Raw genomic sequence first — 24,339 nt, 5'->3', positions numbered from 1 at the left:
GTCGGTCGCGGCCGGCGCCGGTGTCAGCGTTCGTCGACGAGGGGGGTGAGGACGGGGGCGCGGCGGGCGTGGGGGACGTGGGGTGTGGGGTCGAGTCCGAAGGTGGTGAAGGAGGTGCGGTCGGGGAGGGGGTAGGGGTCTTTGCCGGTGAGGGTGTTGAGGATGGTGGCGCTGCGCCAGGCGGCGAGGCCGAGGTCGGGGGCGCCGACGCCGTGGGTGTGGAGTTCGGCGTTCTGGACGTAGACGTTGCCGGCGACGGAGGGGTCGAGGACGAGCCGGAAGCGGTCGTCGATGCGGGGGCGTTCGGCGCTGTCGCGGCGCAGGTAGGGGTCGAGTCCGGCGAGGATGCGGCCGAGGGGGCGTTCGCGGTAGCCGGTGGCGAGGACGACGGCGTCGGTGGTGAGGCGGGAGCGGGTGCCTTGCTGGACGTGTTCGAGGTGGAGTTCGACTTTGGTGGTGGCGACGCGTCCGGCGGTGCGGACGTGGACGGCGGGGGTGAGGACGGCGTCGGGCCAGCCGCCGTGCAGGGTGCGGCGGTAGAGCTCGTCGTGGATGGCGGCGATGGTGTCGGCGTCGATGCCTTTGTGGAGTTGCCATTGGGCGGCGAGGAGCCGGTCGCGTACGGGTTCGGTGAGGGCGTGGAAGTAGCGGGTGTAGTCGGGGGTGAAGTGTTCGAGGCCGAGTTTGGAGTACTCCATGGGGGCGAAGGCTTCGGTGCGGGCGAGCCAGTGGATCTTCTCGCGTCCGGTGGGGCGGTTTCGGAGGAGGTCGAGGAAGACTTCGGCGCCTGATTGTCCGGCGCCGATGACGGTGATGTGGTCGGCGGTGAGGAAGCGGTCGCGGTGTTCGAGGTAGTCCGCGGCGTGGATGACGGGCACGCCGGGGGCTTCGACGAGGGGTTTGAGGGCGTCGGGGATGTGCGGGGCGGTGCCGACGCCGATGACGATGTTGCGGGTGTAGGTGCGGCCGAGGGCTTCGGCTTCGCCGTCGTTGTCGAGTTGGGTGTAGTCGACTTCGAAGAGGGCGCGTTCGGGGTTCCAGCGGACGGCGTCGACCTGGTGGGCGAAGTGGAGTCCGGGGAGGTTGTCGCTGACCCAGCGGCAGTAGCCGTCGTATTCGGCGCGTTGGATGTGGAAGCGCTCGGCGAAGTAGAAGGGGAAGAGGCGGTCGCGGGCTTTGAGGTAGTTGAGGAAGGTCCAGGGGCTGGCGGGGTCGGCGAGGGTGACGAGGTCGGCGAGGAAGGGGACTTGGAGGGTGGTGCCGTCGATGAGGAGGCCGGGGTGCCAGTCGAAGGTGGGGCGTTGTTCGTAGAAGACGGTGTCGAGTTCGGTGAGGGGGTGGGCGAGGGCGGCGAGGGAGAGGTTGAAGGGGCCGATGCCGATGCCCACCAGGTCGCGGGGTGCTTCGGGTTCGTGGTGTGGGGGGATGGGCGTCGGGCTCATCGGGCTGTGTGTCCTTCCACCAGTTTCAGGAGCGCGGCCAGGTCGCCGGTCCGGGCGTGCGGGTTGAGCAGGGTGGCTTTGAGCCAGAGGCGGCCGTCGAGGGTGGCGCGGCCGAGGACGGCGCGGCCTTCGGTGAGGAGGGTGCGGCGTACGGCGGCGACGGTGTCGTCGGTGGCTTCGGCGGGCCGGAAGAGGACGGTGCTGATCGTGGGCTGGTCGTAGAGCTCGAAGTGGGGGTGGGCTTCGATGAGGGCGGCGAGTTCGCGGGCGTGGGCGCAGACGCGGTCGATGAGGGCGCCGAGTCCGGTGCGGCCGAGGGTTTTGAGGGTGACGGCGATTTTGAGGATGTCGGGGCGGCGGGTGGTGCGCAGGGAGCGGCCGAGGAGGTCGGGGATGCCTGCGTGGGTGTCCTCGTCGGCGTTGAGGTAGTCGGCCGAGTGCCCGAGGACGTGGAGGTCGTCGGGGTCCTGTACGGCGAGGAGGCCGGCGGCGACGGGTTGCCAGCCGAGTTTGTGCAGGTCGAGGGTGACGGTGTGGGCGCGGGCGAGGCCGTCGAGTTTGGTGCGGTGGTGGTCGCTGAGGAGGAGGGCGCCGCCGTATGCGGCGTCGATGTGGAGGCGGGCTCCGTGGGCGGCGCAGCGGTCGGCGATGTCGGGCAGGGGGTCGATGAGTCCGGCGTCGGTGGTGCCGGCGGTGGCGGCGACGAGGAAGGAGCCGCGGGGGCCGGGGAGTTCGGTGAGGGCGTCGTCGAGGGCGGCGGGGTCCATGGTGCCGGCGGGGGCGGGGACGACGACGGGTTCGGGGAGGCCGAGGAGCCAGGCGGCGCGGCGCAGGGAGTGGTGGGCGTTGGCTCCGCAGACGAGTTGGGTGGCGCTGTGGGTCTCGCGGGCGAGGAGGAGGGCGAGTTGGTTGGCTTCGGTGCCGCCGGTGGTGACGAGGGCGGCACCTTTCTTCGTTCGGGTGTTCGTCTCGTGGGGGTCGGGTGGGTAGATCTCGGCGGCGAGGGCGTCGGTGACGAGTGTTTCCAGTTCGGACGCGGCGGGGGCCTGGTCCCAGGAGTCGAGGGAGGGGTTGAGGACGGAGGCGGCGAGGTCGGCGGCGGTGGCGACGGCGAGGGGCGGGCAGTGGAGGTGGGCGGCGCAGAGCGGGTCGGCGGGGTCGGCGGCGCCTTCGGCGAGGGCGCGCACGAGGGTGTGCAGGGCGTCGTCGGAGCCTTCGCGGGGCAGTGCGTCGCCGAGGGCGTCCCGTAGGCGGTGGGCGACGGTCTGCGGGCCGCCCGCGGGCAGGGGGCCGCCGCGGGTGGCGGCGCCCTCGCGCAGGGCGTCGAGGACGGTGTCGAGCAGGGGCCGCAGTGCGCCGGGGCCGTCGGGACCTGAGGCGAGGGGCGGCGAGCTCATGGGCGTCTCCGAGGGGGCGCGGGGCAGGGGGTTCCAGCGTGGACGCGAGGGGTGCGGCGCGCCCGGAAAGCCCAACGACCGGGACCCGAAAGGGGGTACTGCCGGGTGGGCGGAAGGTGTGGGGGGCGCGGGGATGCTAGGGCACCGGCCGAAGCGGGCGGCTCCTCCCGGCCCGGGCGGATGCGGCCCGACGGCACGCCGGGCAGCCGGACCGCCGGACCGCCGGACGTGATCTGTGTCAGCCCTTGCGCGGACCGGGCAGCCCGGAGCCCGGCGGGCGCGCCGGACCGCCCGACCGGGTGCACGCCGGGCACTCCCCCGGTTGCTGGGGTGGGCCCGTGGCGGGCTGAGCGTCCGGAGGCCCCGCGCGGACCGGGCGGCCCGGTGACGGGTGTGCACACCGTCCCGCCCGGCGGGGCCACGTGCGGTACTCCCCCGGTACTCCGGTGGGTGCGGGGGCGGACCGAACGCCCGGAGGCCCCGCGCGCAACGAACGTCCGCAGGCCCCGCGCGGGCCGAACGTCCGCAGGTCCCGCGTGGACCGGGCGGCCCGGTGCGTGGGCGGGCGCGCCGGACCGCCCGACTGGGTGCACGCCGGGCACTCCCCCGGTACTGGGGTGGGCCCGGGGCGGGCCGAGCGGCCAGTTGGAGGTGTCGGTTTCGCGGTCTGTCGGGTCGAGGCGGACGCTCGGCCGAGGGCCGACGAGGGCGTACGGGAGAGGGCGCCCGGGTTGGTGCCGGGCGCCCTCGGGTGTCGTACGGCCGGGGCCGTCGGGGGTTACGCCTCCCTGACCCGCAGGGCCCGGGCAAGGTCGTCGAGCTGGTCGGCGAGCTTGCGGCGGAGGGCCGGGATGGGGTCGCCGTCGCGCAGGCACCGCTCGCCGAGGCGGAGGGTGTCGGCGGAGACGGCGTGGGCGGGGAAGGCCCAGCGTCCGGCGGCTTCGGCGATGGCGGGGCCGCGGCGGGCGGCGACGGCGATCGCGTCCTGCCAATAGCGCTCGACGTAGGGGCGGAGCAGGTCGCTCTGCTCGGGCTGCCAGAACCCCTGGGCGGTGGCGGTGAACAGGTAGTTGGAGAGGTCGTCGGAGGCGAACATCTCGTCCCAGGCCCTGCTCTTGGCCTGCGGGTCGGGCAGTGCGGCGTGGCAGCGGGCGGCGCCTTCGCGGCCGGTGGCGCTGGGGTCCTGGACGAGTTCGGCCTCGATGACGGCGTCGTCGATCGCGCCGAGGACGGCGAGCCTGCCGAGGATGCGCCAGCGCAGTTCGGGGTCGAGTTCGGGGCCGCCGGGGACGGTGCCCTCGGAGAACCAGGCGCTGATGGTGTCGGGGTGGGCGGCGACGTCGATGCAGTGGCGCACGGCGGTCAGCCGGAGGCCGGGGTCGCGGCCGTCCTCGGTGCGGCGGATGAGGTCGCGGCAGAGGTCGGTGAGGGTGGCGAGGGCGGCGGGGCGGTCCTCGGCGGGGAGGTAGCGGTCGGCGACCTGGACGGTGGCGAAGGACAGGACGCCCTGGACGACGGCGAGGTCCGTCTCGCGCGGGAGGTGGGCGCGGGCGGCCTCCAGGTAGGCGGCGGGGTGCAGTTCGCCGTCGCGTACGGAGTCGCGGAGGGCGTTCCAGACGACGGCGCGGGTGAGGGGTGCGGGCAGGGCCGACAGGGAGTGGCGGACGGTCGCGAACGATTCGGGGTCGAAGCGGACCTTGGCGTAGGTGAGGTCGCCGTCGTTGAGGAGGAGCAGGGCGGGTCGTTTGCCGATGGGGGCGGGGGTGTTCTGCGGGACGTCGAGTTCGAGGCGTCCGCGGAGGGTGAGGCGGCCGTCGTCGGTGAGGTCGTGGTCGTAGAGGCCGACGGCGATGCGGTGGGGGCGGCTGCCGGCGTGGTCGACGGTGAGGGTGCAGGTGCCGTCGTCGCCGGCGGTGACGGTGGGGGTGAGGGTGTCGACGCCGGTGGTGCGCAGCCAGGCCGCGGCCCAGGCGTGGACGTCGCGGTCGGTGGCGTCGGCGAGGGAGGCGATGAAGTCGGCGAGGGTGGCGTTGCCGAACTTGTGGCGGGCGAAGTGGGTGTTGATGCCGGTGAGGAAGTCCTTCTCGCCGAGCCAGGCGACGAGTTGGCGCAGGGCGGAGGCGCCCTTGGCGTAGGAGATGCCGTCGAAGTTGAGCATCGCGGAGGCGGTGTCGGGGACGGCGTCGGGGTCGGGGGCGACGGGGTGGGTGGAGGGGCGCTGGTCGGCGTCGTAGCCCCAGGATTTGCGGGCGACGCCGAAGTCGGTCCAGGTGTCGTCGAAGCGGGTGGCTTCGGTGAGGGTCTGGTAGCCCATGTACTCGGCGAAGGACTCGTTGAGCCAGATGTCGTCCCACCAGCGGAGGGTGACGAGGTCGCCGAACCACATGTGGGCCATCTCGTGGGCGATGACCATGGCGCGGGTCTGCCGCTCGGTGTCGGTGACGGCGGAGCGGTAGATGAACTCGTCGCGGAAGGTGACGAGTCCGGGGTTCTCCATGGCGCCGGCGTTGAATTCGGGGACGAACGCCTGGTCGTAGGAGTCGAAGGGGTAGGGCTCCTCGAACTTCTCGTGGTAGCGGTCGTAGCAGGCGCGGGTGACGTCGAGGATCTCGTCGGCGTCGGCGTCGAGGTACGGGGCGAGGGAGCGGCGGCAGTGGATGCCGAAGGGCAGGCCCTGGTGTTCGGTGCGTACGGAGTGCCATGGGCCGGCGGCGACGGCGACGAGGTAGGTGGAGACGCGGGGGGTGGGGGCGGCTTTCCAGTGGCCGTCGCCGAGGTGTTCGGTGATGCCGTTGGCGAGGACGGTCCAGCCGTCGGGGGCGTGGACGGTCAGGTCGAAGACGGCCTTCAGGTCGGGCTGGTCGAAGGCGGGGAAGACGCGCTGGACGTCGTCCATGAACAGCTGGGTGTAGAGGTAGGTCTCGCCGTCGGTGGGGTCGGTGAAGCGGTGCATGCCTTCGCCGGTGCGGGAGTAGCGCATGGCGGCGTCGATGCGCAGTTCGTGCTCGCCGGCGGTGAGGCCGGTGAGGGGGAGCCGGTTCCCGGTGAGGGTGGCGGGGTCGAGGGGCTGTCCGTCGAGGGTGACGGAGCGCAGGTCGGCGGGCTTCAGCTCGACGAAGGTGTCCGCGTCCGCGCGGGCCGTGAAGTGGATGGCGGTGAGGGAGTCGAAGGTCTCGTCTCCGCCGGTCACGTCGAGGGCGATCGTGTAGCGGTGGACGTCGATGAGCTTGGCACGGGTCTGCGCTTCGTCGCGCGTCAGTACGGACATGGGGGACATGCTGCCCGATGGTGTCGGGATGGCACAGCGCCGGATCGGTACACGGCGTTTGTCCCGGGGTGGGGTGGTGGGCGGGGGCGTGCGGTCGGGTCAGGTTCCGTCGGGGGCGGGGGTGCGGGCCGGTGGGCGCGGGGTCACCGCGGCGGGCCGGTGGGGTCGCCTCCGGAGTGGTCGGCGATGTGCTCGTGGTGGCGGATCACCTCGGCGATGATGAAGTTGAGGAGTTTCTCCGCGAAGGCCGGGTCGAGTTTGGCGTTCTCGGCGAGCTGGCGCAGCCGGGCGATCTGGCGGGCCTCGCGGGCGGGGTCGGCGGGCGGCAGCTGGTGCCGGGCCTTGAGGTGTCCGACCTGCTGGGTGCATTTGAAGCGTTCGGCGAGCATGTGGACGACGGCGGCGTCGATGTTGTCGATGCTGTCGCGGAGCCGGCCGAGTTCGGCGCGGACGGCGGGGTCGACGGCGTCGTGTCCGGCCGGGGTGTTCGCTTCGTTGAAATTGCCGTGGGTCATGGGAGTTCACCCTAAGGGGCGGGGGGTTCTCCGATCATCGGTGGATCGTCGGGGTCGGGCATCCGGTCGCTCCACTCGCCGGGTGCGGTGCGGGCCTGCTGTTCGCGGAAGCGGACGGGTGCCGTGCCGACGCGTCGGGTGAACAGGCGGGAGAAGTAGGCGGGGTCGTCGTAGCCGACGCGCCGGGCGACCTGGGCGACGGGCAGGTCGGTGGCGGCGAGGAGTTCCTTGGCGTGGCCGAGGCGGATGCCGAGGAGGTAGTCCTTGGGGCTGGAGCCGGCGGCGCGGCGGACGGCGGTGCGCAGTTCGGCGGGGGTCATGCCGTGGCGGGCCGCGTGTTCGGCGACGGTGAGGGGCTGGAAGGCGTCGCGGGCGAGTGCCTGGAGGACTTCGTCGCCGTCGGGGGTGAGGTCGGCGCGGGCGCGGCGCAGGGCGACGAGGAGTTCGTGGACGGCGGCGCCGGTCTCCACTTCGAGCAGGGGGTTGTCGCGGCGGGCAGCGCGGGCGATGCGGGTGATGGTGGCGCGGGCGGCGGTGGCGTCGGCGAGGGGGACGACGGGCCGGCCGGGTTCGATGTAGCCGAGTTCGGTGTAGCCGTCGGTGGCGGGGCCGGTGAAGTCGACGAAGCACTCGTCCCAGGCGGGGTCGGGCCCGTAGTGGTGGGGTACGCCGGGGGTGAGCCAGAGCAGGGCCGGGGCGGTGACGGTGTGCCGGTGTCCGTGGGGGTCCTGGTACCAGCCGTTGCCGGCGGTGATCAGGACGGCGACGTGGTGGTCGAGGGTGCGGGGTCCGACGGTGGGCAGTTCGCCGTGCTGGAGTCCGACGCCGAGGCAGGCGAGGCCGAGCCGGTGGTGGGCGGGGCCGGGGGTGAGGTACCGCATCCAGGTCCGGTACATGGTCCGCCTCCTGCCCTTCTCGTGCGGGTTCCGGGGCTGTGGTGGGCTCGCCGGGGGCCGTTTCCGGGGTCGTCGATTGGTCCAACCCGCGCTGATCTTTGTCCATGGACGTGGCTCCCGCCAGGGGGTGAGGGTGGTGGGCATGAGCGAGTTCACGGTGGGGGAAGAGGATTTTCTGCTGGACGGGCGGCCGGTGCGGCTGCTGTCCGGTGCGCTGCACTACTTCCGGGTGCACGAGGCGCAGTGGGGGCACCGGCTGGGGATGCTGAGGGCGATGGGGCTCAACTGCGTGGAGACGTACGTCCCGTGGAATCTCCACGAGCCGTCCCCGGGGCGCTTTCGTGACGTGGGTCGGCTGGGCCGGTTCCTGGACGCGGTGCGGGAGGCGGGGCTGTGGGCGGTCGTGCGTCCGGGGCCGTACATCTGCGCGGAGTGGGAGAACGGGGGGCTGCCGCACTGGCTGACGGGGGCGGGGGTCGCGCTGCGCAGCCGCGACGAGCGTTTCCTGGCGCCGGTGGAGCGCTGGTTCGGGCGGCTGCTGCGGGAGGTCGTGCCGAGGCAGGTCGACCGCGGCGGCCCGGTGCTGATGGTGCAGGTCGAGAACGAGTACGGCAGCTACGGTTCCGACGCGGTGTATCTGCGGTGGCTGGCGGACCTGCTGCGGGCCGAGGGGGTGAGTGTGCCGCTGTTCACCTCGGACGGTCCCGAGGACCACATGCTGACCGGTGGCGCTGTCCCGGGGGTGCTGGCGACGGTGAACTTCGGTTCGCGGGCGCGTGAGGCGTTCGCGGCGCTGCGGGAGCACCGGCCGCGGGGTCCGCTGATGTGCATGGAGTTCTGGTGCGGCTGGTTCGACCACTGGGGCGCCGGGCACGTCGTACGGGATCCCGGGGAGGCGGCGTCGGCGCTGCGGGAGATTCTGGAGTGCGGGGCGTCGGTCAACCTGTACATGGCGCACGGCGGTACGAGTTTCGCGGGCTGGGCGGGTGCCAACCGGGGTGGCGGTGAGCTGCACGAGGGTCCGCTGGAGCCGGACGTGACGTCGTACGACTACGACGCGCCGATCGACGAACTGGGGCGCCCCACCGAGAAGTTCTGGCGTTTCCGTGAGGTGCTCGCCGCGTACGCGGACGGGCCGCTGCCGGAGGTGCCGCCGGCCCCGGCGGTGCTGGGCGGGTCCGCGGTGGCCGCGCTGGAGGGGTGGGCGTCCCTGGACACGGTGCTGGACGCGGTGGGCGGTCCCCTGGGCGAGCATCCGGTGCCGCCGACGTTCGAGGAACTCGACGTGGACCGGGGGCTGGTGAAGTACGAGGTGAGCGTTCCGGGGCCCCGGCAGCCGCGTCCGCTGACGTTGCGGGGCTTGCGGGACCTGGCCGTGGTGAGCGTCGACGGGGTGCCGGCGGGGGTGCTGTCGGAGGGCGACGAGCAGCTCCGGGAGCCGGTGGCGGGGCCGGCGCGCGTCGAGGTGTGGGTGGAGTCGCTGGGGCGGGTCAACTACGGGCCGCGCACGGGCGAGCCGAAGGGCATCACCGGCGGGCTGCTGCACGAGCGGCAGTACCTGCACGGGGTGCGGGCGCGCGGACTGCGGATCGACGCGCTGGACGATGTGGCCGAGGTGGACCGCGTCCCGTTCGCGCCGGTGCCCGCGGACGGAGCCCCGGGGCTGTACCGCGGCACCGTGACGGTGCGGGGCACGGGGGACGCCTTCCTCGAACTCCCGGGCTGGACGCGGGGGTTCGCCTGGGTCAACGGCTTCTGTCTGGGCCGGTACTGGTCGGTCGGGCCGCAGCGGGCGCTGTACGTGCCGGGGCCGGTGCTGCGGGAGGGCGCCAACGACGTGTGGGTGCTGGAGTGCGAGGGCGCCGGTGCACGGGCCCCGGGTTCCCCGGAGGCGTCCGGCGCGGGGGCGGCGGTGTCGTCGCCACCGGTTCTGCGCGCCCCGGGTGCGGTGGCGCCGGGAGGGGCCGCGGTGAAGTCGGAGTCCCGGGCGGGTGTGGTGGCGTCGGGGGCGGGCGCCGTGGAGTCGGGGGCGGGTGCCGGGACGGGGTGAGGCCGGCGATCGCGCGGGGGCGTGGGCGAGGTCTTGGCGGGGGCGGTGCGGACGCCCTGGCCGGGGCGGGGGCGGTGCGGACGCCCTGGCCGGGGCGGGGGCGGTGCGGACGCCTGATTCGGAGGCGCCACCGCCGCCCGGGAAAGGGCGGTGCGGACGCTGTTCCGGGGGCGTAGCGGGTGCCGTACTTCGGGTGTCACCGATGCGGTGGCGGGGGTGCGGGCCCTGCCGGAGGGAGGGCCCGCACGTCCTCGGGTGCCGCTCGGGCCCGGACGGGGCCCGAGCGGTGTGGTGACGGCTAGAGTCCGGCCGCCGCCCGGGCTATGTCGGCCGCGAAGGTCGACACCTCGCTGTAGACACCGGGGTACCCGGCCCGCGCGCAGCCCTCGCCCCAGCTGACGATCCCGACCTGGACGTAGGCGCCGGTGTCGTCCTTGCGGAACATGGGTCCGCCCGAGTCGCCCTGGCAGGTGTCGACGCCGCCCTGCGGGAAGCCCGCGCAGATCTCGTCGCCGGGCACGAGGTCGCTGCCGTACGCCTGACGGCAGGTGGCGTCGTCGACGAAGGGGACGGCGGCCTTGAGCAGGTACCGCTGCTGGGAGCCGCCCTCGCGTGCGGCTCCCCATCCGGCGACGGTGAAGGTGCCGTTGTTGTACGCGGTGGTGGTGGCGATCTTCAGGGTGGGCAGCTCGATGGGCCGGGCGAGCTTGATGAGGGCCCAGTCCTTGCCCTGGCCGGTGTAGCCGGGGGCCCGGAGCACCTTGGTGGACCTGACCTTGGTCGCGCCGCTGCTCTGCAGGTCGACGACGCCGGCGGTGGCGGTGATGGAGGTGTTGTTCCCGGAGCCGCTGACGCAGTGCGCGGCGGTCAGGACGACGTCCTTGGCGTACAGGGCGCCGCCGCAGCCCATGGAGAGGCGGACCATGAACGGGAACTCGCCCTGCGCGGCCCGGGTCCCGCCGACGACGGGCTGCGGTGCCGCCTGGGCGGACAGGGGCTGGAGGGAGACGGCGGCGAGGGCCACGGCGCCGGCCGCGAGGAGACGTCTGAGCCCGGTGAACTTGCGGAGAGACATCAACGTGCTTCCTTTCGTGGGGGGTTGCGCGGGGAACCGGGTCGCATGGCATGACCCCGACAACGCGCGGTTGGATTATCGGGACCGCCGCACTCGCCCCACAAGGCGCCCTTTCCGGCCACGCCGAGCCGAGGACGTCCGGCCCGAGGACGTCCGGCCCGAGGACGTCCGGCCCGAGGACGTCCGGCCCGAGGACGTCCACCCGGCCGTCCCACGAGCCCGACAGAAGTACGCCTGGCGAAAGCGGCCGCCCCACGCGTACGGGCCTCTGGAGCCCTCGGCCGCCCCCGCCCTGCCGGTGGGCTGCCACGGAACAGCCCCACGCGCGCGTCCGGTGGACGTACCGCGGAACAGCTCCACGCGCGCGTGCACGGCCACGCCCGCCCGAACGGCCACGCGCGCGTGCACGGCTCCGCCCGCCGAAACGGCCGCGCCCACGCAGCGGCCGTCCCCGTAAAGTGGAGAGAGGAGTCCAGGTCTCCCCCGGGGCCTGTTCCGGCGTCTTCAGGGGGTGCGGACGTGGCGAACGGCGGACCGGTCGAGCACGGCTACCCGCACCTGGACACCGTGCGGGCCGCGATCACCGCGCTCTACAGACGGCTGTCCCACGACACCGTCCGGACGTTCGCGAGCAGCGTGCCCCCGGCCGACGTGGCCTTCTGCGACACCGACGACCTGCATCTGGGCGCCCAGCGCGTGGCGCGCGAGATGGTGCGCCACTACCGGCTCCCCGACGCCAGGATGGTCGTCGGCTTCCGCGAAATGACCCACGCGGCGAACGTCGAACTCACCGCGGGGCCCGAGTACTTCGTCGAACTCAACGACCGCTTCCGCACCCACCGGCGCGACATCGGGGCCGCCCTCGCCCACGAGGTGATGCACGTCTACCTGCACCGCCTCGACCTCTCCTTCCCCGGCACCCGGGACAACGAGATCCTCACGGACACCGCGGCGGCGTACCTCGGCGCGGGCTGGCTCCTGCTCGACGCCTTCCGGGAGGACGCCTCCTCCTCGCAGAAGCTCGGCTACCTGACGCCGGAGGAGTTCGGCTACGTGCTCGCCAAGCGCGCCCTGGTCTTCGGCGAGGACCCGTCGGTGTGGTTCACCAGCCCGCAGGCGTACACGGCGTACACGAAGGGCATGGCGCGGGCCCGCATGGACGAGCGGCAGCCGCCGCTGACCGCGGCGGGCTGGGCGGGCCGCCGCCGCTACGCGAAGGACCGCCGCCACGCGCAGGACCACGGGTCCCCGCCCGACCTCCAGCCGGGCGTGCCCTACGCGTTCACGCCGGACGCCGGCGGGCCGCTGCGGGTGTCGTTCCCGTGCCCCACCTGCCACCAGCGCATCCGGGTCCCCGTGCGCGGCCGGGTACGGGCCCGCTGCGCCCTGTGCCGGACGGTGCTGGAGTGCGACACCTGACCGGCGCTGTCGACGGTGACGGGCGCCGAGGCCCGGTTCTCGTCTCCGGGGGCCCGTCCGGTAGCTCCTCCGGGCGCCGAGCCGTCCTTCGGTCCGCGCGGCTGACCGCATGAGCCCGCCGGACGCCCGGACCACCGATGCCTACGCCACCCCGCCTGAGGGCCTCCCGTCCGCTCCCCTGGGCCACGTCACCGAGTCCGCTCCCCCGCACCACGTCACGCCATCCGCTCCCCCGCCCCCCGTCACGGCGTCCCGTCCCCCGCGCCGTGGACCGGTGCCGGGGCCGCCGCCTCGGCCAGGAGTTCCCGTGCCGTCTCCCCCGCCTGTGCGGGAGTCCACCGCGCGCCCTTGTCGGCGGTGGGACCGGCACTCCAGCCCTCCATCACCGTGATGCGCCCGCCCTCGGCCTCGAAGACCCGTCCGGTGACGCCGGCGCAGGCGGTGGAGCCGAGCCAGACGACGAGCGGCGACACGTTCGCGGGGGCCATCGCGTCGAAGGCGCCGGGGGTGTCCGGCGGGGCCATGGCCTGCGCGAATGCCTGTTCGGTCATGCGGGTGCGGGCCGCGGGGGCGATCGCGTTGACCTGGACGCCGTACCGCGCGAGTTCGGCCGCGGCGACCAGGGTCAGCCCGAGGATCCCGGCCTTCGCGGCGCTGTAGTTCCCCTGTCCGACCGAGCCCGAGAGGCCCGCGCCGCTGCTGGTGTTGACGACGCGGGCGTGCGGCGGGCGTCCCGCCTTCGCCTCCGTCCGCCAGTGCGCGGCCGCGTGCCGGAGGGGCAGGAAGTGGCCTCGGAGGTGGACGCGCAGTACGGCGTCCCAGTCGTCCTCGTCGAGGTTGACGAGCATCCGGTCGCGGAGGAAGCCGGCGTTGTTGACGAGGGTGTCGAGGCGTCCGTAGGTGTCGAGGGCGGCGCGTACGAGGGACGCGGCGCCCTCGGTGGTCGCGACGTCGCCGCCGTGGGCGACGGCGGTGCCGCCCGCCGCGCGGATCTCCTCGGCCACCCGCGCGGCCGGGCTGCCGGGGTCCGGGGTGCCGTCGAGGCCGACCCCGAGATCGTTGACGACGACGCGGGCGCCCTCGGCGGCGAAGGCGAGGGCGTGCGCCCGGCCGAGTCCGCGGCCCGCGCCGGTGACCACGACGACCCGCCCCTCGCACAGCAGCGGTGCGCCCATGTCAGTCCTCCTTGCCCGTGGTCGCCGCGTCGAGGAAGCGGGGACGTTCCCCGCCGCCGTGCACGAGCAGGCTCGCCCCGCTGACGTACGCGGCGGCGTCGGAGGCGAGGAAGACGGCGGCCCGGCCCACGTCGGCGGGTTCGGCGAGGCGTCCGAGCGGGACGGTGCGGGCGACGGCGGCGACCGCGTCCTCGTCGCCGTAGTGCAGGTGGGTCCGCTCGGTGCGGACCATGCCGACGACGAGGGTGTTGACGCGGATGTCGGGGGCCCACTCGACGGCCATCGAACGGGCGAGACTCTCCAGTCCGGCCTTGGCCGCGCCGTACGCCGCCGTGCCGGGCGAGGGCCGGGTGCCGCTCACGCTGCCGATCATGACGATCGCCCCCTTGGCGCGGCGGAGTTGGCGGCGTGCGGCGAGCGAGGCGGTCAGCGGCGCGGTGAGGTTGAGCTCGATCACGCGGGCGTGCCGCTCGGCCTCGGAGTCCGCGAGCGGCCGGTACGGGGTGCCGCCCGCGTTGTTGACCAGGACGTCGACGCGGGCCAGGCCGTCGAAGAAGTCGCGGACGGCTTCCGGGTCGCGCAGGTCGACGGAGGTGAAGCCGACGCCCTCGACGGGGCGCGGCGGCGGCCTGCGGGCGCAGACGACGACGTCGGCGCCGGCCTCGGCGAAGGCCCGTGCGATCCCGGCGCCCACGCCGCGGGTGCCTCCGGTGACGACGACGGTCCTGCCGCCGAGATCCACGTCGTCCACAGGGCCTCCCGCTCGGATGGGTTCGCTGCTAGCTTCGACGGTGTCACCTAACAAACGTTTGGTGGAAAGGTAGCTGATGCGCCCATGGGTGTCTCCACCTCGTCCCCGGAATCCGGGATTTGCGTCGTCACGGTCGACTATCCGCCGGTGAACGCGCTGCCGGTGCGGGGCTGGTTCGAGCTGGCCGACGCCGTGCGTTCGGCGGGCCGCGACCCGGCCGTGCGCTGCGTCGTGCTCGGGGCGCGCGGGCGCGGGTTCAGCGCGGGCGTCGACCTCAAGGAGATACAGCGGGACACCGAGGGGCACGGCGCGCTGATCGGGGCGAACAGGGGCTGCTTCGAGGCCTTCGCCGCGGTGTACGAGTGCGAGGTGCCGGTCGTCGCGGCGGTGCACGGCTTCTGCCTGGGCGGCGGTATCGGCCTGGTGGGGAACGCGGACGCGATCGTCGCGAGTGAGGACGCCACGTTCGGGCTGCCGGAGCTGGAGCGGGGCGCGCTCGGCGCCGCGACCCATCTCGCCCGGCTGGTCCCGCCGCACCTGATGCGCGTCCTGTACTACACCTCGCGCACGGCGACCGCCGCCGAGCTGCACGCGCACGGCTCGGTGTGGCGGGTCGTGCCGCGTGGCGAACTGGCCGCGGGGGCCCTAGAGCTGGCCCGCGAGATCGCCGCCAAGGACGGCGCTCTGGTCCGGCTCGCCAAGGCCGCCATCAACGGCATCGATCCGGTGGACGTGCGCCGCAGCTACCGCTTCGAGCAGGGTTTCACCTTCGAGGCCGGTCTGAGCGGGGTCGCCGGCCGGGTCCGTGACCGCTTCGGCGGGGAGCCGGCGCCCGTTCCGGCGGGTGAGCCGTCGGGCGGCGCGGAGGGGGCGCGATGAGCGACAAGACGATGTCGGCCGAGGAGGCCGTCGGCCGTCTGGAGAGCGGGATGACGCTCGGCATCGGCGGCTGGGGCTCGCGCCGCAAGCCGATGGCCCTGGTGAGAGCACTGCTCCGGTCCCGGATCACCGATCTCACCGTCGTCTCGTGCGGTGGCCCGGACGTCGGTCTGCTCGCCGCCGCGGGCCGCCTCCGAAGACTCGTCACCCCCTTCGTCACCCTCGACTCGATCCCGCTCGAACCGCACTACCGCGCGGCGCGGCAGCGGGCGGAGTTCGAGCTGACGGAGATCGACGAGGCGATGTTCATGTGGGGGCTGCACGCGGCGGCCAACCGGCTGCCGTTCCTGCCGGTGCGGGCCGGCCTCGGCTCCGACGTGATGCGGGTCAACCCCGCGCTGCGGACGGTCACGTCGCCGTACGCCGACGCCTCCACGGGGATGCGGGAGGAGTTCGTCGCCATGCCGGCCCTGCGCCTGGACGCCGCGCTGGTCCACATGAACCGCGCGGACCGCCTGGGCAACGGGCAGTACCTGGGCCCCGACCCCTACTTCGACGACCTGTTCTGCGAGGCGGCCGACGCCGCGTACGTCTCGTGCGAGCGGCTCGTGGAGACCGCCGCGCTGACCGCGGACGCCGCCCCGCAGACGCTGCTGCTGAAGCGGTCGTACGTGACCGGCGTCGTCGAGGCACCGGACGGCGCGCACTTCACGTCCTGCGCCCCGGACCACGGCCGCGACGAGACCTTCCAGAAGCTGTACGCCGCCATGCCCTACGCCGAGTTCGCCGAGCGGTTCCTGAGCGGCGACGAACGGGACTACCAGCGCGCCGTCCGCGCCTGGCGGAAGGAAGGGACCACATGAGCACCCCGGCCGCACCACCTCCCCCGCCCAGCCCCGCCGCACCGCCTGCCCCGCCCACCCGCGCCGAGTACTGCGTGATCGCCTGCGCCGAGACCTGGCGCGGCGCCGGGGAGGTGCTCGCCGCCGCCATGGGCGTGATCCCGTCCCTCGGCGCCCGGCTCGCCCGGCGCACGTTCGCACCCGACCTGCTGCTCACCGACGGCGAGGCGATGCTCGTGCGGCCGGACGGCACCCCGGAGGGCTGGCTGCCGTACCGCGCGCACCTGGCCATGGTGACCGGCGGGCGGCGGCACGTGATGATGGGCGCGAGCCAGCTCGACCGCTTCGGCAACCAGAACATCTCGTGCGTCGGTGACTGGGCCCGGCCCGCCCGCCAGCTCCTCGGCGTGCGAGGCGCCCCGGCCAACACCCTGAACAATCCGACCAGTTACTGGGTGCCGAGGCACTCGCCGCGCGTCTTCGTCGCGGCCGTCGACATGGTGTGCGGGGTGGGGTACGACCGGGCCGCGGCGGCGGGGCCCGGCGCCGGCCGCTACCACCACGTCGCCCGCGTCGTCTCCGACCTCGGTGTCTTCGACTTCGACACCCCCGACCACGCGATGCGCCTGGCGTCCCTGCACCCGGGCGTCACCGTCGAGCAGGTCCGGGCGGCGACCGGCTTCGCGCTGCACGTCCCCGACGAGGTACCCCCCACCCGTGAACCCACCGACGAGGAGCGCCGGTTGCTCCGCGAGGTCGTCGATCCCGAGGGGGCCCGGGACCGCGAGGTGGCCGACCCCGCCGCACCCGCCCCGCGCCCGGCGGGGCGCTGATGGAGACCGCGCTGACCCGGCTCGTCGGCGTCCGCCATCCGGTCGTGCAGACCGGCATGGGCTGGGTGGCGGGGCCCCGCCTGGTCTCCGCCGCGGCGAACGCGGGCGCCCTCGGCATCCTGGCCTCCGCGACGATGACGACCGACCGGCTGCGGGAGGCGATACGGGAGGTCAAGTCCCGTACGGACGCGCCGTTCGGGGTGAACCTGCGCGCGGACGCGGGGGACGCCGGCGACCGGGTGCGGATCGTCGTCGAGGAGGGGGTGCGCGTCGCGTCCTTCGCGCTCGCCCCCTCGCGGGAGCTGATCGGCGAGCTGAAGGAGGCGGGTGTCGTCGTGGTCCCGTCCGTCGGCGCGCGGCGGCACGCCGAGAAGGTGGCCGCCTGGGGCGCGGACGCGGTGATCGTGCAGGGCGGCGAGGGCGGCGGGCACACCGGCGAGGTGGCGACGACGGTGCTGCTGCCGCAGGTGGTGGACGCGGTGGACATCCCGGTCGTGGCGGCGGGCGGTTTCCACGACGGGCGGGGCCTGGTGGCGGCGCTGGCCTACGGCGCGGCGGGCGTGGCGATGGGCACGCGCTTTTTGCTGACGTCGGACTCGACGGTCCCGGCCGCCGTGCTGGCGAGGTATCTGGCGGCGACGGTCAAGGACGTCACGGTCACCACGGCCGTCGACGGACTTGCGCACCGGATGCTGCGGACGGACCTGGTGGACGCACTGGAGCGGTCGGGCCGCGCGCGGTCGCTGGCGCGGGCGCTGCGGCGGGCCGCCGGGTTCCGGAAGGTGTCCGGCCTGTCGTGGTCCCGGATGGTCCGCGACGGACTCGCGATGCGGCACGGCAGGGACCTGGCCTGGAGCCAGGTGCTGATGGCCGCCAACACGCCGATGCTGCTCAGGGCGTCGATGGTGGACGGCCGTACGGATCTGGGGCTGATGTCGGCCGGTCAGGTCGCGGGCGTGATCGATGACCTGCCGTCGTGCGCGGAGCTGGTCGAGCGGGTGATGGCGCAGGCCGACGCGACGCTCCGGGCGCTGGCCACCGCCGCGCCGCCCACCCCTTGAGACGCCCGTCTCGACCGGGGCGGTCCCGGATCACCCATGCCCGGCGTCACTCACTGCCAGGCCCCTGAGAGCACGTCCGCCTGAGCCCTCCCTCGGGCATCCTCACGAACACAGCATGCGCGGACGCGCGGATAGGCAGACGCGCAGACGTGCGGACTCGCGGACTCGCGGACTCGCGGACTCGCGGACTCGCAGGCGTGCTTGGACATGGGTCGGTGCCACGAACGTGGGACGCGCCAAGGAAGCAAGAACGCCGCACGCGCCGGGGCCGTCGGAGGCACCGGAAGCGCCGCACGCGCCGGACGCGCCGCCCGCCTCAGAGGCGTTCGATGATCGTCACGTTGGCCTGGCCGCCGCCCTCGCACATCGTCTGGAGGCCGAAGCGGCCGCCGGTGCGCTCCAGTTCGTGCAGCAGGGTCGTCATGAGCCTCACGCCGGTGGCGCCGAGCGGATGGCCGAGGGCGATGGCGCCGCCGTTGACGTTGACCTTCTCCGGGTCCGCCCCGGTCTCCCGCGTCCAGGCGAGGACGACCGGCGCGAAGGCCTCGTTGATCTCCACCAGGTCGATGCCGTCGAGGGACATGCCGGTCTTCTTCAGGGCGTGCGCGGTGGCCGGGATGGGCGCGGACAGCATGCGGACGGGGTCCTCGCCGCGGACGGAGAGGTGGTGGACGCGGGCGCGCGGTGTCAGCCCGTGGGTGCGGAGCGCCCGTTCGGAGGCGAGCAGCATCGCGGCGGCGCCGTCGGAGACCTGGGAGGAGCAGGCGGCGGTGATGGTGCCGCCCTCGACGACCGGTTTCAGGGCGGCCATCTTCTCCGGCGAGGTGTCCCGGCGCGGCCCCTCGTCGGCGGTGACGGCTCCGTACGCCACGGTCTCGCGGGCGAAGCGGCCCTCGTCGGCGGCGCGCAGGGCCCGCCGGTGCGAGCGCAGGGCGTACTCCTCCTGGTCGCGGCGGGTGATGCCCCACTTGGCGGCGATCAGTTCGGCGCCGTGGAACTGGTCGACGGGCAGGTCGCCGTAGCGGGCCCGCCAGCCCTCGCTGCCCGCGAAGGGGCCCTCGGTGAGGCCGAGCGGTTCGGCGGCCCGGCGGGAGGCGAAGGCGATGGGGATCTGCGTCATGTTCTGGACACCGCCCGCGACCACGAGGTCCTGCGTGCCGGACAGGACGGCCTGGGCGGCGAAGTGCACGGCCTGCTGGGAGGACCCGCACTGGCGGTCGACGGTGACGCCGGGTACCTCCTCGGGCAGTCCGGCGGCCAGCCAGCTGGTGCGGGCGATGTCCCCGGCCTGGGGCCCGACCGCGTCCAGGCAGCCGAAGACGACGTCCTCGACGGCGGCGGGGTCCACCCCGCCGCGCCCGAGCAGGGCCTTGAGGACGTGGGCGCCCAGGTCGGCCGGGTGCACACCGCCCAGTCCCCCGCCGCGTCGCCCGACGGGGGTGCGGACCGCTTCGACGATGTAGGCCTCGGCCATGACGGTGTCCCTCCAGGGTCACGTGTCGCGTGGGGTGATCCCGTCCAGCACCATCGACAGGTACTGCCGGGCGATCTCCTCGGGGCTGTGCTGTCCGCCTGGCCGGTACCAGGACGCGGCGACCCACACGGTGTCGCGCACGAACCGGTAGGCGAGCCGGATGTCGAGGTCGGCGCGGAACACCTCGGCGGCGACGCCGCGTTGCAGCGTGCTGAGCCACGCCTTCTCGAAGTTGCGCTGCGACGCGGCGAGGAACGCGAACCGCTCCTGCGCGACGAGGTGCCGGGACTCCTTCTGGTAGATGGCGACGGCGGCGCGGTGCCGGTCGATCTCCCGGAACGACTCGGTGACGAGGGCCTCCAGGGTCTCCCGGGGCCCGAGTCCGGCGGCGAGGACGGTGTCGTAGCCGTCCCACAGCTCGTCGAGGAAGGTCCGCAGGATCTCCTCCAGCATCGATTCCTTGGAGTCGAAGTGGTAGTAGAGGCTGCCCGCGAGCATTCCGGCCCGGTCCGCGATCTTGCGGACGGTGGTGGCGTTGTAGCCCTGGTCGGCGAACACCTCGGCGGCCGTGCCGAGGAGTTCACGGCGCCGCTCCGGCGATGCGGTCACCTGGGGCTTCTTCTTGGTAGGCACACGCTCATTGTGGTCCTAGGCATGCTGGCTGCTGACGGACAGGACCTCGCCGGTGAGGTACGAGGAGTAGCCGGACGCCAGGAACACGATCACGTTGGCCACCTCCCAGGGCTCGGCGTACCGGCCGAAGGCCTCGCGGGCGGTGAGTTCCGCCAGCAGTTCGGGGGTGGTGACCTTCGCCAGGTGCGGGTGCATGGCGAGGCTGGGCGAGACGGCGTTGACCCGGACCCCGTAGGCGGCGGCCTCGATCGCGGCGCACCGGGTGAGTGCCATGACCCCGGCCTTGGCGGCGGCGTAGTGCGCCTGTCCGGCCTGGGCGCGCCAGCCGACGACGGAGGCGTTGTTGACGACGACTCCGCCGTGGCCGTGGTGCCGGAACAGGCGCAGGGCGGCCCGGGTGCAGCGGAAGGTCCCGGTCAGCGTCACGTCGAGGACCTTCGCCCACTGCGTGTCGGTCATGTCGACGAGGGGCGCGGTCCCGCCGAGGCCCGCGTTGTTGACGACGATGTCCAGGCGGCCGTGGAGACCGGCGGCGGTGTCGAAGAGGGCGTGGACCTGGTCCTCGTCGGTGACGTCGCAGGGCCGGGCGGCGACGTTCGCGGTGCCGAACTCCTCGGCCAGGGCGCGGGCGGTGTCCTCCAGGCGTCGTGCGTGGGCGTCGCTGAGGAGGACACGCGCGCCCTCCTCCAGGAAGCGGCGGGCGGTGGCTCCGCCGATGCCGGCGCCGGCGGCGGCGGTGATGACGGCGGTGCGGCCGCTCAGCAGCCCGTGGCCCGGTACGTACGCCGGGCTCTCGACGTCGCTCATGGCCCCAAGCTAACCTACCAAACACTTGTTAGGGAAGGTGCGGCCGCCGCCGGCCCGAGCCCCGTCACCGAAGGGTGCCGCCATGGATCTCACGCACTCCCCCGCCGACGAGGCGTTCCGCGCCGAGGCCCGGGCCTGGCTCGCCGCCCACGTCCCGGTGGAGCCGCTGCCCTCCCTGGAGACCGCCGAGGGCTTCGCCGCCCACCGCGCCTGGGAGGCCGAACTGGCCGCCGACCGCTGGTCGGTGGTGTCCTGGCCGGCGGCGTACGGCGGCCGGGACGCGGATCTCGTCCGGTGGCTGGTCTTCGAGGAGGAGTACTGGGCGGCCGGCGCCCCGGGCCGGGTCGCCCAGAACGGCGTCAGCCTCCTCGCCCCGACCCTCTTCGCGCACGGCACGCGGGAGCAGCGCGCCCGCGTCCTCCCGCCGATGGCGCGCGGTGAGGAGATCTGGGCGCAGGCGTGGTCCGAGCCGGAGGCGGGGTCCGACCTGGCCTCGCTCAGGTCCCGCGCGGTGCGCACCGCGGGGGGCTGGCTGCTGAGCGGGCAGAAGGCGTGGTCGTCGCGGGCGGCGTTCGCGGACCGGGCGTTCGGGCTGTTCCGCAGCGACCCGGACGCGCCGAGGCGGCACCAGGGGCTGACGTATCTGATGTTCGGCCTGCGGGCGCCCGGGGTGACGGTCCGGCCGGTCGGCCGCCTGGACGGCAAGCCGGCTTTCGCCGAACTCTTCCTGGACGGGGTCTTCGTGCCGGACGAGGACGTGATCGGCGAGCCGGGCGACGGCTGGCGGGTCGCCATGTCGACAGCGGGGGACGAGCGCGGTCTGACGCTCCGCTCCCCCGGCCGCTTCCTCGCCGCCGCCGACCGGCTGACCCGGCTCTGGCACGAGCGCGCCGACCCGGCGGACACGGCGCTGCGGGACCGGGTGGCCGACGCGGTGATCGGTGCCCGCGCCTATCAGCTGTTCACGTACGCGCACGCGTCCCGTGCCACCGCGGGCGAGACCCCGGGCGCGGAGTCCAGCCTGAACAAGCTGTTCTGGTCCGAGTTCGACCTCGCGCTGCACGAGACGGCGCTCGATCTGCTGGGCCCGGACGGGGAGTTGTCCGGCACCGAGTGGGCGCAGGGGTACGTCTTCGCGCTGGCCGGCCCGATCTACGCGGGCACGAACGAGATCCAGCGCGACATCGTCGCCGAGCGGCTGCTCGGCCTGCCAAAGGGGCGCCGGTGATGCGTTTCCTGCCGGACGCCGAGCAGCGTGCCTTCGCCCGCTCGCTCGACGCGATGCTGACGTCCGCGGACACCCCGGCGGTCGTGCGGGCCTGGGGCGCAGGCGAGCGGGCGCCGGGCCGGGCGCTGTGGTCCCGGCTGGCCGACGCGGGCGTCTTCGCGCTGGCGGTGCCCGAGGCGTACGGCGGGGTCGGGCCGCTGCCGGTGGAACTGGCCGTCGCCTGCGTCGAGTCGGGGCGGCACGCGGTGCCCGGTCCGCTGGCGGAGACGGTGGCGGCGGCCGCCCTGCTGGCGGGGCTCGACGACCCGGGCCCGGCCGGGCGGCTGCTGCCGGCGCTGGTGTCGGGCGGGTCCCTGGCGACGCTGGCCTTCGGGGACGCGTACGCGCTGGACGGCGAGGCGGCGGAGGTGGTCCTCGCGGTGAGCGGCGACGAGCTGCGGGCGGCTCCCGGCCACGGTCCGGCGCGGGTGTCGCTGGACTCGTCCCGCCGGCTGACCCGCCCCCTGCCGGGCGGCGAACTGCTGGCCGCCGGCCCCGACGTCACCCGGGCCTGTGCCCGCGCCCTGCTCTGGGCCCGCGTCGCCACCGCCGCCCAGGCCCTCGGTGCCGGGCTCACGCTGCTGGACCGCACCGTCGCGTACGTGAAGCGGCGCACCCAGTTCGGTGTCCCCGTCGGCTCGTTCCAGGCCGTCAAGCACCGGCTCGCGGACGCGCGGACCGCGCTGGAGTTCGCCCGGCCGATGCTGTTCGGTGCCGCGCTCACGATGGACCCGGCCGACGTGGCCGCCGCCAAGGTGCTGGCCTGCGAGAGCGCGTACGCGACGGCCAGGACCGCGCTGCAACTGCACGGCGCGATCGGCTACACCACCGAGTACGACCTCTCGCTCTGGCTGACCCGGGCCCGCGCCCTGCGGACGGCGTGGGGGACGCCGTCCGAGTGCCGGGCCCGCGTCATGGACGGCGCCCGCCGCCCGTGAGGCCCGGGTGCTCCTCCCGCGCCGGCTCCGGGATGCGGGTCCGCGGCCCGGGCGGGACTCGGGCGGCCGTACGCGGGGTCCCCGGGGCTGCTTCCGGGCGGGGCGCGGGCGGCCGCGCGCGGGCCCACCGCGAGACACCGCTTCCGGGTGAGGCGCGGGGCGGCGGGCGGTGCCCCTTCCGGGCAGGGCGCGGGGCGGCCGTGCGCGCAACCACCGCGAGGCGCCGCTCCTTTCGAGCCTTCTCAGGGCGGCACGAGGGCTCGGCCTCAGGGCGGCCCGGAGACTCCGCAAGGTCAACGAGGCCCGGACGCGCGGGAGTCGGGGGTGTACGGCGGGCCGCGTCAGTCCTGCCGGACGTTGCCGATGACGGCGGTGCGGCCCTCGGCGTGCAGCACGGTGTCCGGGCCGGCCAGTAGGACGGCGTCGTACCGGCCGAGGACCGTCCCGGCGACCTCGGCGGTCCCGTCGAGCGCGACGACGAGCACGGGCGCGGCGGGCAGGGCGAGGTGGCCGCGGACCACCGCGACGGTCGGAGCCGGACGGCCGCAGTCCCTGCGCCACATGACGTTGAGGTTCACGACGGGTCCGGCGATCAGCCGGCAGTGGGTCGGCACGTCGCCCCGGAAGTGCCGCGGCACGTGGCGGGTGTCGACGAGCCGCCGTTCGCCGCCCACCGTGAGGTCCATCCCGGCGCCCTCGACGACGGTCAGCGTGCGGTCGACGCCGGGGAACGCGGAGAACGGCCCGTCCGCGCCGACCTCGGCCAGGCTCACGCGCCAGACGAAGTCGGTCATGTCCGCGCCCGGCGGCCAGGCCGCGATCTCGCGCGTGACACCGCCCCCGTTGCGCCAGGGCACGGCGGTGCGTGTGGCGGCGGGCAGCAGCCGGGTCACCGTACGATGCCGCGCGCCCGCGCCGCGGCGAGCCACTGCGGGAACTCGCCCACGAGACGGTCGTACAGTTCGGCGTCGGACACCGCGCTCGGGTCCGAACCGGCGTGGAAGAAACCGGCGTTGTCGACGGCGCGCTTCTGCGGGACGGCCAGCTCGTCGAGCTTGCGCAGGAAATCGAACTGCCTGCTGCCCGGGTCGCCGAAGCCGACGAACTGCCAGAACAGCGGGAGTTCGGCCGCCTTGCACAGGTACCGCTCCGCGGCGAGCTTGTTGATGGGGCCGCCGTCGGTCTGGAAGACGACGAGCGCCGGTTCCGTGGCGCCGCTGTCCAGGTGCAGGTCGATGACCGCGTCCATCGCCAGGTGGTAGCTGGTCCTGCCCATGTGGCCGAGCCCGGAAGCGATCTGCTCGATCCGGCCCCGGTGGTTGACGAGCGCGATGTCGGTGACCGCGTCGATGTCGGTCGAGAAGAAGACGACGGGGACCCTCCCGTCGTCGTCGAAGTGCGCCGCGAGACCCAGCACCCGGTCGGCGAGCGCCTGCACGCTGCCGTCCTTGTAGTACGGCTTCATGGAGCCGGAGTAGTCCACGACGAGGTAGACGGCGGCCCGCTGCCCGTCCAGCCCGTGCTCGGTGAGGGACACCCCGGCGGTCTTGTACAGGCTGACCAGCGCGGGCGCCGTCTCCTGCACCTTGCTCAGACTGATCCCGGCCATGCGGGCTC

The 24,339-nt window shown here is 74.2% G+C and carries 21 protein-coding genes; 8 read left to right on the top strand and 13 right to left on the bottom strand.

From position 1 onward, the window contains the following. Positions 1 to 23: 23 nt before the first annotated feature. The 5 genes from ACWGIS_RS20855 to ACWGIS_RS20835 form a co-directional block, all read right to left on the bottom strand. Complete coding sequence (locus ACWGIS_RS20855) at positions 24 to 1,442, bottom strand: lysine N(6)-hydroxylase/L-ornithine N(5)-oxygenase family protein (RefSeq protein WP_453363921.1); 1,419 nt, start codon at positions 1,440 to 1,442, stop codon at positions 24 to 26. Then, entirely contained in the window at positions 1,439 to 2,839 is a 1,401-nt protein-coding gene (locus ACWGIS_RS20850; protein ID WP_453363920.1) for a pyridoxal phosphate-dependent decarboxylase family protein, read from the bottom strand. Before ACWGIS_RS20850 ends, ACWGIS_RS20855 begins: the two co-directional genes overlap by 4 nt. 778 nt (positions 2,840 to 3,617) lie before the next feature. Then, positions 3,618 to 6,116 (bottom strand): aminopeptidase N, encoded by a 2,499-nt coding sequence (pepN, locus tag ACWGIS_RS20845; RefSeq protein WP_453363919.1) that lies wholly within the window; start codon positions 6,114 to 6,116, stop codon positions 3,618 to 3,620. Positions 6,117 to 6,250: 134 nt separating this feature from the next. Next, positions 6,251 to 6,622 carry a chorismate mutase gene (locus tag ACWGIS_RS20840; RefSeq protein ID WP_453363918.1) on the bottom strand — a complete coding sequence of 124 codons (372 nt, stop codon included), beginning with the start codon at positions 6,620 to 6,622 and terminating at the stop codon, positions 6,251 to 6,253. An 11-nt stretch (positions 6,623 to 6,633) separates the two neighbouring features. Further along, positions 6,634 to 7,518 carry a helix-turn-helix domain-containing protein gene (locus ACWGIS_RS20835; protein WP_453363917.1) on the bottom strand — a complete coding sequence of 295 codons (885 nt, stop codon included), beginning with the start codon at positions 7,516 to 7,518 and terminating at the stop codon, positions 6,634 to 6,636. Positions 7,519 to 7,660: 142 nt separating this feature from the next. Here ACWGIS_RS20835 and ACWGIS_RS20830 point away from each other — a divergent pair, with 142 nt between their 5' ends. Then, positions 7,661 to 9,568, top strand: coding sequence for a glycoside hydrolase family 35 protein (locus ACWGIS_RS20830; RefSeq protein ID WP_453363916.1), 1,908 nt, complete (start codon positions 7,661 to 7,663; stop codon positions 9,566 to 9,568). A 298-nt stretch (positions 9,569 to 9,866) separates the two neighbouring features. Here ACWGIS_RS20830 and ACWGIS_RS20825 read toward each other — a convergent pair whose 3' ends face one another. Further along, entirely contained in the window at positions 9,867 to 10,643 is a 777-nt protein-coding gene (locus tag ACWGIS_RS20825) for a S1 family peptidase (RefSeq protein WP_453363915.1), read from the bottom strand. 519 nt (positions 10,644 to 11,162) lie between these two features. Between ACWGIS_RS20825 and ACWGIS_RS20820 the strand changes: the two genes are divergently transcribed. Continuing rightward, the gene (locus ACWGIS_RS20820) at positions 11,163 to 12,062 is read left to right on the top strand and encodes a hypothetical protein (RefSeq protein WP_453363914.1); all 900 of its coding nucleotides are present in this window, start codon (positions 11,163 to 11,165) and stop codon (positions 12,060 to 12,062) included. 242 nt (positions 12,063 to 12,304) lie between these two features. Here the strand turns inward: ACWGIS_RS20820 and ACWGIS_RS20815 are convergent, their stop codons facing one another. Together ACWGIS_RS20815 and ACWGIS_RS20810 are read right to left on the bottom strand one after the other, a co-directional pair. Further along, positions 12,305 to 13,237, bottom strand: coding sequence for an SDR family oxidoreductase (locus ACWGIS_RS20815; RefSeq protein ID WP_453363913.1), 933 nt, complete (start codon positions 13,235 to 13,237; stop codon positions 12,305 to 12,307). Between the two features lies 1 nt (position 13,238). Continuing rightward, positions 13,239 to 13,979 (bottom strand): SDR family oxidoreductase, encoded by a 741-nt coding sequence (locus ACWGIS_RS20810; RefSeq protein ID WP_453363940.1) that lies wholly within the window; start codon positions 13,977 to 13,979, stop codon positions 13,239 to 13,241. 93 nt (positions 13,980 to 14,072) lie between these two features. On the opposite strand from ACWGIS_RS20810, the gene ACWGIS_RS20805 reads away from it, so the two are divergent. The 4 genes from ACWGIS_RS20805 to ACWGIS_RS20790 are packed head-to-tail and all read left to right on the top strand — an operon-like array spanning position 14,073 to position 17,603. Then, positions 14,073 to 14,867, top strand: coding sequence for an enoyl-CoA hydratase family protein (locus ACWGIS_RS20805; RefSeq protein ID WP_453363912.1), 795 nt, complete (start codon positions 14,073 to 14,075; stop codon positions 14,865 to 14,867). After that, positions 14,864 to 15,730, top strand: coding sequence for a CoA transferase subunit A (locus ACWGIS_RS20800; RefSeq protein WP_453363911.1), 867 nt, complete (start codon positions 14,864 to 14,866; stop codon positions 15,728 to 15,730). The genes ACWGIS_RS20805 and ACWGIS_RS20800 overlap by 4 nt, the downstream gene beginning before the upstream one ends. After that, on the top strand, positions 15,727 to 16,542 hold the full coding sequence (locus ACWGIS_RS20795) for a CoA-transferase subunit beta (protein WP_453363910.1): 816 nt from the start codon (positions 15,727 to 15,729) through the stop codon (positions 16,540 to 16,542). Before ACWGIS_RS20800 ends, ACWGIS_RS20795 begins: the two co-directional genes overlap by 4 nt. After that, positions 16,542 to 17,603, top strand: coding sequence for an NAD(P)H-dependent flavin oxidoreductase (locus ACWGIS_RS20790; RefSeq protein WP_453363909.1), 1,062 nt, complete (start codon positions 16,542 to 16,544; stop codon positions 17,601 to 17,603). The genes ACWGIS_RS20795 and ACWGIS_RS20790 overlap by 1 nt, the downstream gene beginning before the upstream one ends. A gap of 316 nt (positions 17,604 to 17,919) precedes the next feature. On the opposite strand, the gene ACWGIS_RS20785 is transcribed toward ACWGIS_RS20790, so the two are convergent. The 3 genes from ACWGIS_RS20785 to ACWGIS_RS20775 are packed head-to-tail and all read right to left on the bottom strand — an operon-like array spanning position 17,920 to position 20,517. Further along, positions 17,920 to 19,077: an acetyl-CoA C-acetyltransferase gene (locus tag ACWGIS_RS20785; RefSeq protein ID WP_453363908.1), complete on the bottom strand. Its 1,158-nt coding sequence runs from the start codon at positions 19,075 to 19,077 to the stop codon at positions 17,920 to 17,922. Between the two features lie 18 nt (positions 19,078 to 19,095). Then, positions 19,096 to 19,710 carry a TetR/AcrR family transcriptional regulator gene (locus tag ACWGIS_RS20780; RefSeq protein ID WP_453363907.1) on the bottom strand — a complete coding sequence of 205 codons (615 nt, stop codon included), beginning with the start codon at positions 19,708 to 19,710 and terminating at the stop codon, positions 19,096 to 19,098. Between the two features lie 15 nt (positions 19,711 to 19,725). After that, complete coding sequence (locus ACWGIS_RS20775; protein ID WP_453363906.1) at positions 19,726 to 20,517, bottom strand: SDR family oxidoreductase; 792 nt, start codon at positions 20,515 to 20,517, stop codon at positions 19,726 to 19,728. Between the two features lie 82 nt (positions 20,518 to 20,599). Here ACWGIS_RS20775 and ACWGIS_RS20770 point away from each other — a divergent pair, with 82 nt between their 5' ends. Together ACWGIS_RS20770 and ACWGIS_RS20765 are read left to right on the top strand one after the other, a co-directional pair. Then, on the top strand, positions 20,600 to 21,745 hold the full coding sequence (locus ACWGIS_RS20770) for an acyl-CoA dehydrogenase family protein (protein ID WP_453363905.1): 1,146 nt from the start codon (positions 20,600 to 20,602) through the stop codon (positions 21,743 to 21,745). Beyond that, positions 21,745 to 22,722, top strand: coding sequence for an acyl-CoA dehydrogenase family protein (locus tag ACWGIS_RS20765; RefSeq protein ID WP_453363904.1), 978 nt, complete (start codon positions 21,745 to 21,747; stop codon positions 22,720 to 22,722). The genes ACWGIS_RS20770 and ACWGIS_RS20765 overlap by 1 nt, the downstream gene beginning before the upstream one ends. Before the next feature lie 341 nt (positions 22,723 to 23,063). Here the strand turns inward: ACWGIS_RS20765 and ACWGIS_RS20760 are convergent, their stop codons facing one another. Together ACWGIS_RS20760 and ACWGIS_RS20755 are read right to left on the bottom strand one after the other, a co-directional pair. Further along, positions 23,064 to 23,615 carry a HutD/Ves family protein gene (locus ACWGIS_RS20760; protein ID WP_453363903.1) on the bottom strand — a complete coding sequence of 184 codons (552 nt, stop codon included), beginning with the start codon at positions 23,613 to 23,615 and terminating at the stop codon, positions 23,064 to 23,066. Further along, positions 23,612 to 24,331, bottom strand: a complete 720-nt coding sequence (locus tag ACWGIS_RS20755) for a vWA domain-containing protein (protein ID WP_453363902.1) — start codon at positions 24,329 to 24,331, stop codon at positions 23,612 to 23,614. The genes ACWGIS_RS20760 and ACWGIS_RS20755 overlap by 4 nt, the downstream gene beginning before the upstream one ends. Positions 24,332 to 24,339 lie beyond the last annotated feature (8 nt).

The organism is Streptomyces sp. NPDC054842 (genome assembly GCF_053611025.1).
This window is presented reverse-complemented; position numbering and strand designations above follow the sequence as displayed.

What these genes read in the sequence shown, in the direction of transcription:
- ACWGIS_RS20815 (WP_453363913.1), bottom strand. Translation starts at nt 13,237, where the DNA reads ATGGGCGCACCGCTGCTGTGCGAGGGGCGGGTCGTCGTGGTCACCGGC.
- ACWGIS_RS20825 (WP_453363915.1), bottom strand. Translation starts at nt 10,643, where the DNA reads ATGTCTCTCCGCAAGTTCACCGGGCTCAGACGTCTCCTCGCGGCCGGC.
- ACWGIS_RS20800 (WP_453363911.1), top strand. Translation starts at nt 14,864, where the DNA reads ATGAGCGACAAGACGATGTCGGCCGAGGAGGCCGTCGGCCGTCTGGAG.
- ACWGIS_RS20770 (WP_453363905.1), top strand. Translation starts at nt 20,600, where the DNA reads ATGGATCTCACGCACTCCCCCGCCGACGAGGCGTTCCGCGCCGAGGCC.
- ACWGIS_RS20840 (WP_453363918.1), bottom strand. Translation starts at nt 6,622, where the DNA reads ATGACCCACGGCAATTTCAACGAAGCGAACACCCCGGCCGGACACGAC.
- ACWGIS_RS20755 (WP_453363902.1), bottom strand. Translation starts at nt 24,331, where the DNA reads ATGGCCGGGATCAGTCTGAGCAAGGTGCAGGAGACGGCGCCCGCGCTG.
- ACWGIS_RS20850 (WP_453363920.1), bottom strand. Translation starts at nt 2,839, where the DNA reads ATGAGCTCGCCGCCCCTCGCCTCAGGTCCCGACGGCCCCGGCGCACTG.
- ACWGIS_RS20775 (WP_453363906.1), bottom strand. Translation starts at nt 20,517, where the DNA reads ATGAGCGACGTCGAGAGCCCGGCGTACGTACCGGGCCACGGGCTGCTG.
- ACWGIS_RS20785 (WP_453363908.1), bottom strand. Translation starts at nt 19,077, where the DNA reads ATGGCCGAGGCCTACATCGTCGAAGCGGTCCGCACCCCCGTCGGGCGA.
- pepN (WP_453363919.1), bottom strand. Translation starts at nt 6,116, where the DNA reads ATGTCCCCCATGTCCGTACTGACGCGCGACGAAGCGCAGACCCGTGCC.
- ACWGIS_RS20830 (WP_453363916.1), top strand. Translation starts at nt 7,661, where the DNA reads ATGAGCGAGTTCACGGTGGGGGAAGAGGATTTTCTGCTGGACGGGCGG.
- ACWGIS_RS20855 (WP_453363921.1), bottom strand. Translation starts at nt 1,442, where the DNA reads ATGAGCCCGACGCCCATCCCCCCACACCACGAACCCGAAGCACCCCGC.
- ACWGIS_RS20835 (WP_453363917.1), bottom strand. Translation starts at nt 7,518, where the DNA reads ATGTACCGGACCTGGATGCGGTACCTCACCCCCGGCCCCGCCCACCAC.
- ACWGIS_RS20790 (WP_453363909.1), top strand. Translation starts at nt 16,542, where the DNA reads ATGGAGACCGCGCTGACCCGGCTCGTCGGCGTCCGCCATCCGGTCGTG.
- ACWGIS_RS20795 (WP_453363910.1), top strand. Translation starts at nt 15,727, where the DNA reads ATGAGCACCCCGGCCGCACCACCTCCCCCGCCCAGCCCCGCCGCACCG.
- ACWGIS_RS20765 (WP_453363904.1), top strand. Translation starts at nt 21,745, where the DNA reads ATGCGTTTCCTGCCGGACGCCGAGCAGCGTGCCTTCGCCCGCTCGCTC.
- ACWGIS_RS20805 (WP_453363912.1), top strand. Translation starts at nt 14,073, where the DNA reads ATGGGTGTCTCCACCTCGTCCCCGGAATCCGGGATTTGCGTCGTCACG.